The sequence below is a fragment of the Sphingomonas folli genome (assembly GCF_019429525.1).
In the GTDB taxonomy this organism is placed as follows: Bacteria; Pseudomonadota; Alphaproteobacteria; order Sphingomonadales; family Sphingomonadaceae; genus Sphingomonas; species Sphingomonas folii.
Window position 1 is genome coordinate 22,965 of sequence record NZ_JAHXZL010000016.1, and the last position, 11,047, is coordinate 34,011.

An 11,047-nucleotide genomic window follows, 5' to 3' on the forward strand; every position below is an offset into this window, starting at 1 on the left:
ACAATCACAGCGATAGGAGAGCTGTCGTGGACGATCCGCGCAAGCTCAAGAACGAGCTGGAAGTGGCAGCACGCGTCGCGGGCTCGCTGACCGACATACGCGCGGCGCAGGAGGTGGAGCGCTACATGCGCGAGGTGGAGGCCAAGCTGCGCTTCCCGCCGCGCCCCAGCGCCGACGTGGTGATCTGATGACCGTCGCTGCCCCTCATCCCGCCGCCGAGTCGCTGCGCCAGCGCGCGGTCGACGCCTGCGGGATCGTCGCGCGCCCGCGCAACCCCGAGCTGCAGCGCATCGTCGAGGAGGCGGCGCGGCTCGCGCGCGCGCCGATCGCGGCGATCTCGGTGGTCGATCGCGCGCGCCAGTGGCTCGCCGCCCGCGTGGGCATCGACGGCGACGAGGGGCCGCGCGCCGAGTCCTTCTGCGGCCATACCATCCTGCGCCCCGGCGAGCCGATGATCGTCGCCGACGCGCGCGGCGACCGCCGCTTCCTCGCCAACCCCTCGGTGCTGGGCCACCCGCACATCCGCTTCTACGCGGGGGTGCCGCTGGTCGATCACGCCGGCTTCGCGCTGGGGGCGCTGTGCGTCGCCGACACGCGGCCGCGCCTCGGCCTGTTCGACGTCTACGACCTGACCCATCTCGCGCGCCGCGCCGAGCGGCTCATGGCGCGCTAGGCGCGGCCGGTCCGATCCTATCGGCACCCGCCGGCGCACAGGGCGTTGGTGCGGGCGAAGGAGACGATGATGGCAGACGAACACGAGGAACGGCCGGTCCTGTACGTGCCCGACAGCCCGAACGTCGGCGCCGCCGACCCGGACGCGGACAAGGACGACCCCAAGCGCGCCGCGAAGGATCGGGCGCGCGCCGACGATCTCGCCGCCAAGGTGGCGGTCGGCGACGAACTGTCGGGCTATGAGAAAGTGGCCGGGCGCGGCGTCGTCGGCGACTGAGCGTCGCGTGCGGCGGTTCCCCTGCCGCGACCGCCGCGGCAGGGGACCGTGCGGCTCATCCGGCGGCGAGCGCCTCGCGCGACCAGGCGACGAACTCCTGCCGCTGCTCGCCGAGCTTCTCGATCCCCAGCTCCACCACGTCGCCGGGCTTGAGATACCAGGGCGCGGGCTTCTGGCCCAGGCCGACGCCGGGCGGTGTGCCCGTGGTGATGATGTCGCCGGGCTCCAGCGTCATGAACTGCGAGCAATAGGCCACCAGCTGCGCGACGGTGAAGATCATCGTCGAGGTGGACCCGTCCTGCACGCGCCGGCCGTTGACCGACAGCCACATGCCGAGCCGCTGCGGGTCGCCCACCTCGTCGGCGGTGACCAGCCACGGCCCGACCGGGCCGAAGGTGGGAAAGCCCTTGCCCTTGTCCCAGGTCGGTCCGCGCTCCTGCTGCCAGTGGCGCTCGGACACGTCGTTGACGACGAGGTAGCCGGCGACATGGTCGAGCGCGTCGGACTCCTCGACGCAGCTGGCGCGCGTGCCGATCACCACGCCGAGCTCGACCTCCCAGTCGGTCTTGGCGCTGTCGCGCGGGATCACGACCGGGTCGTTGGCGCCCTGGAGGCAGTTGACCCATTTGTTGAAGACCACCGGCTCGGACGGGATCGGCAGGTTCGACTCGGCGGCGTGGTCGGCATAGTTGAGCCCGATCGCGACGAACTTCTGCGTCCCCGCGACCGGCACGCCGTAGCGCGGCGCGCCCTCGACCAGCGGCAGCGTCGCGGGATCGAGCGCGGCGAGGCGCGCGAGCGAGCCGGGCGCGAGCTCGGCGCCGGTGAGATCGGCGATCACCCCCGACAGGTCGCGCAGCGCGCCGTCGGCGTCGACCAGCGCGGGCTTCTCGGCGCCCTTCGCACCGTAGCGGCAGAGTTTCATCGTGATCACCTCGAGGGCTGGAGAGAGCGGTGAGGCGCGCGGACGTTGCCATCCGACGCCAGTGGATGCAGGTTGCACCTATGCGCTACAGCGCGCCACCGCCTTCGTGAACCCGAACCCCATGACAATCGTCGCTTCCACCCTCGATTTCCGCGAGCTCGCGCGGCGCCGGCTGCCGCCCTTCCTGTTCGAATATATCGACGGCGGGTCGTACAGCGAGACGACGCTGCGGCGGAACGTCGCCGACCTCGAGACGATCGCGCTGCGCCAGCGCGTGCTGCGCGACATCGGCACGCTCGATCCCTCCACCGAGCTGTTCGGCCAGCGCATGGCGCTGCCGGTCGCGCTCGCGCCGATCGGGCTGGCGGGGATGAACGCGCGCCGCGGCGAGGTGCAGGCGGCGCGGGCGGCGGAGAAGGCGGGGGTGCCGTTCTGCCTCTCCACCGTCTCGGCGTGCCCGATCGACGAGGTGGCGCGCGGCACCACGCGGCCCTTCTGGTTCCAGCTCTACATGATCCGCGACCGCGGCTTCATGCGCGACCTGCTCGCCCAGGCGCGCGCGGCGCGGTGCAGCGCGCTGGTGTTCACCGTGGACATGCCGGTGCCGGGATCGCGCTACCGCGACTATCGCTCGGGGCTGGCGGGGGCGAGCGGCTGGCGCGGCGCGGCGCGGCGCTTCGGCCAGGCGCTGCGCCACCCGCGCTGGGCGTGGGACGTCGGCGTGCATGGGCGCCCGCACCAGCTCGGCAACGTCGCGCCGGTACTGGGCAATTCGAGCGGGTTGGAGGATTTCCTCGGCTGGATGCGCGACAATTTCGACCCGACGGTGACGTGGCGCGACCTCGACTGGGTCCGGCAGGAGTGGGACGGGCCGCTGATCCTCAAGGGCGTGCTCGACGCCGAGGACGCGCGCGAGGCGGCGGCGCTGGGCGCGGACGGGCTGGTGGTGTCGAACCACGGTGGCCGCCAGCTCGACGGCACGCCCTCCACCGCGCGCGCGCTGCCCGCGATCGCCGCGGCGGTGGGCGACCGGCTGACCGTGCTCGCCGACGGCGGGGTGCGCACCGGGCTCGACGTGGTGCGGATGCTCGCGCTCGGCGCGCGCGGCGTGCTGCTGGGGCGCGCCTGGGCCTATGCGCTCGCCGCGGGCGGTGAGGCGGGAGTGGCGCGGATGCTGGCGCTGGTAGAGGCCGAGATGCGCGTGGCGATGGCGCTCACCGGCTGCACGAACGTCGCCGCCATCGGGCCCGACGTGCTCGTGCGCGACGGAGTGCCGGTCAGCGCGCAGGGATGACCGGGCCGAGCCGCGCGCAGTCGGGCGCGCGGCGGCGGAGCGCGATGCCGGCGGGTAGGCGACCGACCTCGATCACGCTGCGGCTCTCATAGTCGGAGAGGAAGAGCCGGGCGCCGTCGGCGTAGAGCAGCCGGGCACGGCCGATCAGCACCGGATAGACGCAGCGCTGGCCGAATGGCGTGGCGAGCAGCGCCGCCGCGCGCGGCCTGGCGCTGGCGCCGAAGGGCGACGCCGCCTCGCCGAGCGCGACGAGCCCGATCGTGAGGCTCACGCACAGCAGGAACCAGCCGAGCGGCCGGACACGCGCCTGCATCACCGCCTTGCCGCGGGTGAGCTGCGCCGCCACCAGCGCGACGATGATCAGCAGCGCGAACACCGCGATCAGCGGCTGGAACACGCCGTCGACCGTGGCGATGGCATAGGCGCAGAGCGCGATGCCGAGGATCCCCGCCGCGAAGACGCTCGATCGCGGTGCGCGCTCGACCAGCGCGCGGGCAAGCAGCTCGGAGATCGGCCAGACCGAGAATGCCGCGACCACCCACACGGCGGCGAGGAGCAGCAGCGTCGATCCGAGGTTGAGCCATCCTGCGCCCGCCACCTCCGAGAGGTCGAAGGCGCCGAGCCCCTCGACGCCCGCGGGCGCGAACGCGCCGAGGCTGAGCAGCAGTCCGCCGACGTAGAAGAGGATCGGCAGGCCTGCCGCGATCGGCGCGACCCAGTGGAGCAAGCGGCGCGACTTGCGCGCGACACCCCTCACCACGAGTGGCTCGCGGCGGTGGCGGGCCGGGTGGACCGGGCGGAGCAGAGGGCGGGGCGGAGCATGGCGGCGGTGTCGCCGCGCCGCCCGCATGCTTCAAGATTAAGGCCGCGCTAGCCGTGAACCGCCTCGCGGCGCTGCGGGCTAGTCCGTTGCGCCGTCGCGCCTTCTGCCTCGCGGCCGGCTGACCCAGCGCGGCGAACGCCGCGCCCGCGCGGGCTCAGCGCGCCTCCGCCAGCGTGCGGTCGAGTCGCTCCAGCTCGCCGCTCTCGCGACCCCGCCGCCCGTAGAAGAGCTCGAACAGCGGGCTCGCCATCATCGTCGTCACGATCGCCATCAGCACCAACATCGCGAAGAGCGTCGGCCCGATGATCCCTTTCTGCAGGCCGATGTTGATGATGATCAGCTCCATCAGCCCGCGCGAGTTCATCAGCGCGCCGATCCCCAGCGCGGTGCGATTGTCCTCGCCCGACAGCCGCGCGGCGAGATAGCAGGCGCCGCCCTTGGCGAGCACAGAGGCCACCAGCACGCCCAGCGCGATCAGCAGCAGCTCGGCCGAGTTGACCATGTCCATCCGCGTGTTCAGCCCCGAGTAGGTGAAGAACATCGGCAGCAGCAGCACCACCGTCAGCGGCTCGAGCTTGCGCTTGATCTCGGCGGTGAGCAGCCCGCGCGGCATCACCGCGCCCAGGATGAAGCCGCCGAAGATCGCGTGGATACCCACCACGTCCATCAGGAAGGCGGACAGGCAGAAGGCGATCATCACGGCGGCGAAGCTGGCGAGGCTCATCTCGCCCTCCCGTTCGACCTTGCGCGCCAGTGGCGCGAGCAGCCGCGGTCCGGCGAGGACGACGAACAGCGCCCACAGCAGCCCGCCCCCGATCGCCAGGATCGCCACGCCCGGGCCGCCGCCGAAGGTCGCGAGCACCAGCGCCAGCACGCACCATGAGCAGGCGTCGTCGAACGCGCCCGCGGTGAGCGACAGCGTGCCGAGCGCGCTGTCCGCCAGCCCGCGCTCGTTGATGATCCGCGCGAGCATCGGGAACGCCGTGAGCGCGATGCAGGCACCGAGGAACAGGGTCGCGTTCGCCTGGCTGATCCCCGGCGCGAACAGACCGGGAACGTCGAGGAGGAACGGGGTGATCAGCACCGCGATCAGGAACGGCGCGGCGATCCCCGCCATCGATACGAGGGAGGCGCTCCGTGCCTTGGTGCGGAAATGGTCGAGCCGCAGCGTGGTGCCGACCAGGAACATGTAGAGCCCCACGCCCAGCTGCGCGCCCGCGTAGAGCACGTTCTTGGTCTCCTTGGGGAAGATCGCGCCCTGCAGCGCGGGGAACAGCAGCCCGAGCAGCGACGGCCCGAGCACCACGCCCGCGATCATCTCGCCCACCACCTGCGGCTGGCCGAGCAGCTTCTGGCCGAGCCAGCCGACGACACGGCATGCCACCAGGATCACCGCGAGCTGGAGGAAGAAGTGGATCGAGAAGTCGCCGGGCGCGTAGCTGTGCGCCGCCGCGGCGGTGGCGGGCCCGTGCGGCGCGAGCACGTTCGCCGTCACCGTCCGCAGACTCTCCAGCCAGTCGCCCATCAACCCCTCTCCCGCGTTCGCGCGCCCCGCGCGAAGCAAAGACCCCGATCGCCGCGACGTGCAAGTGCCGTTCGGCGCGGCGGCGTCGATTTCGCCCATCGACACGGCGAGCGGGACGGCCAGCGCACGCTCCCGCCGCCGATCGCGTCTGGCCATCAGTCGCCGGACGGGTGCCACTGGACTCCGGCACGACCTCCGCATACGCTCGGTGTTAACGATAACATGGGAGAGTGACATGCGCGCTTCTACCGCGGCACATGTGCGTCGCTTGTGCCTACGCCTCGTCGCCGGCGCGCTCGCCGCGTCGCCCATGGCCGCCGCGGCGCAGAACGACGCGATGACCCCGATCGCCACGCCGGCCCAGCCGACCGCGCTACCGCTCGGCACCGGCGCGTTGCCCGGCGCGAGCGTCAAGGAATCGTGGTTCCGCCAATATGGCAGTGTGTTCACGCGCAACGTCACCGAGGCGACGCTGACGCCGTTCCTGCCAGACCCGGCGCGCGCGAGCGGCGCGGCGGTGATCGTCGCGCCGGGCGGCGGGTTCCGCACGCTGTCGATGGAGAATGAGGGCTATGACGTGGCGCGCGCGCTCGCCGCACGCGGCGTGGCCGCGTTCGTGCTCAAATACCGGCTCAACCAGACGCCGGGCGAGATGACCGCCTTCGCCGAGTCGATGCGCGCGATGTTCTCGGGCACCGCGGCGCGACCGCCGCGCCCGGACGCGGCGACGATGGCGACCCAGCTGGCGCCGCAGCTCGCCGACTCGCGCGCCGCCTTCGCGCTGGTGCGCCGCCGCGCCGCCGAGTGGCACGTCGACCCGGCCAAGATCGGCATGGTCGGATTCTCGGCAGGCGCGATGCTGACGCTGGCGACGACGCTGACGCCGGGTGATGCCAGGCCTGCCTTCATCGGCACGATCTACGGCCCGCTCACGGGAGTGACGGTGCCGGCCGAGGCGCCGCCGCTGTTCGTCGCCTTGGCGGCGGACGATCCCTTCTTCGCCAACGCGGGTTTCGGGCTGATCGAGCGCTGGCGCGAGGCCAAGCGGCCGGTCGAGTTCCACCTCTACGAACAGGGCGGGCACGGCTTCGGCATGTACCCCAAGACGACGACCAGCACCGGCTGGTTCGACGCCTTCACGCGCTGGCTGACGATGCACGGGATGATCAAGGCGGGGTGAGGGGCGGCGTGTCGCGATCCTCGAGCTGGCAGGTCAGCCCTGCCCAGCTGGCGGCCGCGTCGAGATAGGCCAGCACCGCAGCGAACAGCTCGCCTCCGGCGTGCGCGCGATGGCCCCGGGCGAGCGCGGGGGCGGGGGCGACAGCAGCGCCGCGGCGAGCGGGACTCGGAGGCGCGTCGGCGGGGTCTCGGATCAGGGATCGAGTGGGTCGAGCGGGTCCACCCGGAGCGACTCGCGCGCCGGACGGAACTCGAGCTCGGTCGGCGAGCGTCGCGCGCCGATCGCGCCGGGCAGATAGCCCAGCTCGCGCCGGTTGCGTTCGGCGAAGGGGGCGTCCTCGATGTAGCGGCTCTGCTCGGGGTTGCACACGATCAACGCGGGTCGATCGAGGGGGGCGCCCAGCCCGGCGAGCACGCGCGTGGCGTTGCGCAGGTTGGTGGTGGTGTGGCGCGCATACGGTTCGAGCACGATCGCCTCGGCGGGCACGCCGTAGCGCTCGATCAGCGCGCGGCGCATCTCGACCGCCTCGGTGAAGCGGGTCGCGCGCGGGTGGGCGCGACCGCCGGTGACGATGATCAGCGCGGCGTCGCCCGCGGCATAGCGCTCGGCGGCGAGCCGGACATGATAGAGGCCGCCGGGGCTCAGCGGCATGTCGGGCACCTCGGGACCCACCCCGGTGACGATCAGCGCGGTGTAGCGGTAGCGCGACCAGTCCAGCGCGGGCGCCCGCCGCCGCGCGGGGGCGTCGAGCCCGGTGTCCGCGCGGACCGCGTCGGTCCGGTCGTTGACCTGGAGCAGCGCCAGCGCGAGCTCCACGCTCGGGTCGAGCGCCCCCTCGCGCGCGGTGGCGGCGATCGCCACCGCGGCGCGCAGCCGCGTGCGTGCCTCGGTGCTATCGGGCGCCACCTCGGGGCCGTCGATCGCGGGATAGCGCGGCGCGGCGCCGAGCGCGTAGCTGTCGAGGATCGCGGTGAGGCCGCGCAGCTCGCGCCCGAGCTGCGCGGCCGCGTCGTCGTCGGGGAGCCCCGTGAGGGCGGCGCCGCGCGTGACGGCGACGACCGAGCCGATCTCCGCCGCCTCCCACCGCGAGGCGCGCGCGACGCAGGCGGCATCCTCGCCGCACGCGCTCGCCCGCGCGGCGCGCGCGCGGCGCAGCGGCTCGGGCACCGCCGTCGGGCCGAGCCGCGCGAGCAGCGGGAACAGCCGCGCGGCGAGCGCCTCGCTCGCGCGGTCGCGCACGGGCGCGGCGGCGACCGCCACCGGCACGCCCGCGGCGAGCGGTACCGCCGCCGCGAGCAGGAGCGCGACCGCGCGCCGGCTCACCACGAGCGGGTCACCGTCAGCCGCACGTTGCGGCCGAAGATCGGTCGGCCGTAGATCGCGTTGGCGGTGCCCTGGCCGCTCAGGTTGTCGGTGCGCGTGTTGCCCTCGGTCAGCCCCTTGGCATCGGTGAGATTGTCGCCGACCACCTGCACCTGCCAGTTGCCCCGCGTCGCGGTCACGCCCGCGCCGAAGGTGGAATAGGACGGCAGCGCGGTGTTGTTGTAGATGTCGACGTAGCGCTTCCCCATGTAATTCCATCGGCCGTAGAGGTCGACGTCGGTGTCGCCGGCGGTGAGCCGGAAGGTCGGGCGCAGGTTGCCGTAGACCTTGGGCTCGCGCACGATCTGCTTGCCCTCGGCCGCCGCCGGGTCGGCGCCGGTGCTGCTGCGGAAGTTGCGATACTCCGGGCTGCTGACGGTCAGCGCGGCGTTGAGCTGGAACCAGTCCGTCGCTTTGAGCAGGCCGTCGAGCTCGATGCCCTTGATCTGCGCCTCGCCGATGAAGGGCACGTTGACGTCGTTGCGCCCTGTGGTGGGGTCGAACGCCAGGAAGGAGGCGTTGAGCGGGTCGAAGTTGGTGTAGAAGCCCGTGGCGTAGAGGTACGAGCCGCCCGACTGCAGCTTGACGCCTACCTCATATTGGTCGGCCTTGGTGGTGATGATCGTCGGGTTGATCGTGTAGGTCACCTGCATCGACGGCGGCGTCTCGAGGTGCGAGGCGCGCGCGTAGAGGCCGAAGTGAGGCGTGAAGTCGTAGTTCACCCCCGCGGTCCAGTTGGTGATGTTGGGGTTGAGCTCGCGGTTCGTGATCGTGCCGGTGAAGCCGCGCGTGGCATTGTCCGCCAGGGTGGTCGCGTCGCCCAGATTGTACTGCGCGGTGTTCGCGGCATAGCCCGCGTAATCGTAGCGCTCGTGGCGGATGCCCGCGTCGACGCGCAGCCCGCGCACGATCTCCCAGGTGTCGTTGGCGTAGAGCGCGACCATCTTGGCGTCGGCGTCGCCCTTGGTCAGCGTCGCGGCATAGTTGAGCGCGCCATTGTCGGTCACGCGGCCGAGCACCGCGCCCGCGGCGGAGTAAGCGACCAGGTCGAGCGTGCGCGGCTTGCCCGCCACCTCGATGAGATAGTTCTGGTAGATCGATTCGGCGCTGGCACCATAAGCGCTGGCGTAGACGCCGACCTTTAGGTCGTGGCGCCCGATCGCGGTGTCGAACGCGCGCGCGACGCTGAGGTCGCCCTGCGCCGAGTAGAAGCGCGAGTGGATGTCGCGGTACTGGCCCTGCACCACCAGCCCGGAGGCGGCATAGGGGTCGTAGACGGTGCTGGTGCCGGCGAGCACGTAGCCCATCGACGCGACCGGCCCGAAGGCGGCGCGCGAGGCGGCGAGATAGGAGTTGGCGAAGCTGGTGCCGTCGCTCGGGTTGGTGGTCGAGTAGAAAGCGGTGAAGTCGAGCCGCCCCTTGGTGAAGCCCGCCTTGGCGGAGACCAGCCAGTCGCCGAGGTCCGCGTCATATTGCACGCCGGCGTTGACCATCTGCATGTGCCGCCCGGTGGCCAGGTCGCTCGATCGACCCTGGATCACGCCGGCGCCGTCGCGATACTTCAGGCTCACGTCGCGCAGCGCGGGCGAGTTCATCGTGCCGCTGAAATAGTCGATGTAGCGGTCGAGCGAGCGGCTCGGGTCGCGCGGGTCGGCGGTCGGGATCGGCAGGTAGAAGACGTTGTGGTCGTTGACATAGTTGGCGCTGACCCTGAGCGTGCCGGCGCCGGTGTCGTGCGTCAGGTTGGCGCGGATCTGGCCGCCGCGATCGTTCGGGAAGCCGTTGTCGCGATAGCCCTCGTGGTAGCGCAGGAAGCCGCCGACCGCGTAATGCGTGTCGTCGCTCAGCCGGCCCGACTGGACCGCGTCGAGCCGGTACAGCCCGGTGTCGCCGAGCGTGACGCGCGCCTTGCCGCGCGGCTCGTCGCGGCCGGTCACGGTCACCGCGTTGACGATCGCGCCCGAGTAGCTGGCATAGACCGGGGCAGGGCCGCCGCGCACCACCTCGAGTCGCTCGGTCATGAGATCGGGGCGGAGCAGCGCGTCGCCGCGGAAGAAGAAGCCGTCGTTCTCGTGGAACAGCGGGAGCCCGTCCTGCTGGAAGCTGACGAACCCGCCGTCGTTGGGCAGGCCGCGGATGCGATAGATGTTCTGCACCTCGCCGCCGGTCGATTCGGTCTGGAAGCCGGGCAGCTGGCCGATCAGGTCGGCGGTGTTGAGCGGGGCGATGCGCTGGATCTCGTCCTGCGACACCGAGTTGATGGCGTAGGACACGTCGAAGCGGCGCTCGGCGCGGGTCGAGCCCGTGACGATGATGTCGTCGGCGGCGGTGCCGTCCTCTCCCGAGGGAGCGGCCGGCGATTCGGCCGCGGTCGCGGGTGACGCGGCCTGCTGGGCCAGCGCGCCAGGGGCGCAGAGACAGATGGCCGAAGCGGCCGTGCAGACGAGCACGTGCTTTCTCACGATGGTTCCCCGATGATGTTGGTTTGTCACGGCTCGGCCGCTGCGACGGGAGCTAGGTCGGAGTGATGACGTGCGGGTGACGGAACCGCGTCTTCGGCGTGACAGCGGGGTGGTTCCCTCGCGGGTGAGATTTCTCGCATTTTCCCGTTGACGGCATGTTGGAGCCCCCGTATATGCCGGCTTCTCGACGGGGCGGGCCACTCGCTGGAACGCCTCATCGATCAGCGCTAGACCAGGTGCCAGCGTCACTCCGGTAAAAGGGAGTTGGACGGGGCGCCGGTTTTTCGCGGCTCTTTGACATTGTAGGTTATAGATGAAGGGACATGTGGACGGTGGTCTGCGGGTCTGGCGCATTCAAGGTGCGTTGGGGTCGTCAGAGTTTAAGCCGTTTCATGTGTCCTTCACGTATCCATATGTGAAGTGCAGGAACGGCTCCTTGAAGTGAGCGGTGCATATCTGGTTATTCCGCCGGGTGTGTATCGAGCATCAAACTTGAGAGTTTGATCCTGGCTCAGAACGAACGCTGG

The 11,047-nt window shown here is 71.4% G+C and carries 10 protein-coding genes; 5 read left to right on the forward strand and 5 right to left on the reverse strand.

Annotated elements, in window-relative coordinates:
* The first annotated feature begins 26 nt into the window (after nt 1-26).
* The 3 genes from KZ813_RS19755 to KZ813_RS19765 all read left to right on the forward strand — a co-directional run bounded on the left by KZ813_RS19755 (nt 27) and on the right by KZ813_RS19765 (nt 949).
* Complete coding sequence (locus KZ813_RS19755; RefSeq protein ID WP_219750770.1) at nt 27-188, forward strand: hypothetical protein; 162 nt, start codon at nt 27-29, stop codon at nt 186-188.
* On the forward strand, nt 188-673 hold the full coding sequence (locus tag KZ813_RS19760; RefSeq protein ID WP_219756709.1) for a GAF domain-containing protein: 486 nt from the start codon (nt 188-190) through the stop codon (nt 671-673). The genes KZ813_RS19755 and KZ813_RS19760 overlap by 1 nt, the downstream gene beginning before the upstream one ends.
* Before the next feature lie 69 nt (nt 674-742).
* On the forward strand, nt 743-949 hold the full coding sequence (locus tag KZ813_RS19765; RefSeq protein WP_219756710.1) for a hypothetical protein: 207 nt from the start codon (nt 743-745) through the stop codon (nt 947-949).
* A gap of 55 nt (nt 950-1,004) precedes the next feature.
* Here the strand turns inward: KZ813_RS19765 and KZ813_RS19770 are convergent, their stop codons facing one another.
* A complete protein-coding gene (locus KZ813_RS19770) occupies nt 1,005-1,874 on the reverse strand; it encodes a fumarylacetoacetate hydrolase family protein (RefSeq protein ID WP_219756711.1) in 870 nt (289 codons plus the stop codon).
* Nucleotides 1,875-1,995: 121 nt separating this feature from the next.
* On the opposite strand from KZ813_RS19770, the gene lldD reads away from it, so the two are divergent.
* On the forward strand, nt 1,996-3,168 hold the full coding sequence (gene lldD / locus KZ813_RS19775; RefSeq protein ID WP_219756712.1) for an FMN-dependent L-lactate dehydrogenase LldD: 1,173 nt from the start codon (nt 1,996-1,998) through the stop codon (nt 3,166-3,168).
* Here lldD and KZ813_RS19780 read toward each other — a convergent pair.
* Together KZ813_RS19780 and KZ813_RS19785 are read right to left on the reverse strand one after the other, a co-directional pair.
* Complete coding sequence (locus KZ813_RS19780) at nt 3,152-3,925, reverse strand: hypothetical protein (RefSeq protein WP_219756713.1); 774 nt, start codon at nt 3,923-3,925, stop codon at nt 3,152-3,154. The genes lldD and KZ813_RS19780 overlap by 17 nt on opposite strands.
* A 220-nt stretch (nt 3,926-4,145) precedes the next feature.
* Nucleotides 4,146-5,516, reverse strand: a complete 1,371-nt coding sequence (locus KZ813_RS19785) for a cation:proton antiporter (protein ID WP_219756714.1) — start codon at nt 5,514-5,516, stop codon at nt 4,146-4,148.
* A 310-nt stretch (nt 5,517-5,826) separates the two neighbouring features.
* Here KZ813_RS19785 and KZ813_RS19790 point away from each other — a divergent pair, with 310 nt between their 5' ends.
* The gene (locus tag KZ813_RS19790) at nt 5,827-6,696 is read left to right on the forward strand and encodes an alpha/beta hydrolase (RefSeq protein WP_258046993.1); all 870 of its coding nucleotides are present in this window, start codon (nt 5,827-5,829) and stop codon (nt 6,694-6,696) included.
* Between the two features lie 192 nt (nt 6,697-6,888).
* On the opposite strand, the gene KZ813_RS19795 is transcribed toward KZ813_RS19790, so the two are convergent.
* Nucleotides 6,889-8,019: a YdcF family protein gene (locus tag KZ813_RS19795; protein WP_219756716.1), complete on the reverse strand. Its 1,131-nt coding sequence runs from the start codon at nt 8,017-8,019 to the stop codon at nt 6,889-6,891.
* A complete protein-coding gene (locus tag KZ813_RS19800; protein WP_308461945.1) occupies nt 8,016-10,520 on the reverse strand; it encodes a TonB-dependent receptor in 2,505 nt (834 codons plus the stop codon). Before KZ813_RS19800 ends, KZ813_RS19795 begins: the two co-directional genes overlap by 4 nt.
* Nucleotides 10,521-11,047 lie beyond the last annotated feature (527 nt).

What these genes read in the sequence shown, in the direction of transcription:
- lldD (WP_219756712.1), top strand. Translation starts at nt 1,996, where the DNA reads ATGACAATCGTCGCTTCCACCCTCGATTTCCGCGAGCTCGCGCGGCGC.
- KZ813_RS19760 (WP_219756709.1), top strand. Translation starts at nt 188, where the DNA reads ATGACCGTCGCTGCCCCTCATCCCGCCGCCGAGTCGCTGCGCCAGCGC.
- KZ813_RS19770 (WP_219756711.1), bottom strand. Translation starts at nt 1,874, where the DNA reads ATGAAACTCTGCCGCTACGGTGCGAAGGGCGCCGAGAAGCCCGCGCTG.
- KZ813_RS19765 (WP_219756710.1), top strand. Translation starts at nt 743, where the DNA reads ATGGCAGACGAACACGAGGAACGGCCGGTCCTGTACGTGCCCGACAGC.
- KZ813_RS19790 (WP_258046993.1), top strand. Translation starts at nt 5,827, where the DNA reads ATGGCCGCCGCGGCGCAGAACGACGCGATGACCCCGATCGCCACGCCG.
- KZ813_RS19785 (WP_219756714.1), bottom strand. Translation starts at nt 5,516, where the DNA reads ATGGGCGACTGGCTGGAGAGTCTGCGGACGGTGACGGCGAACGTGCTC.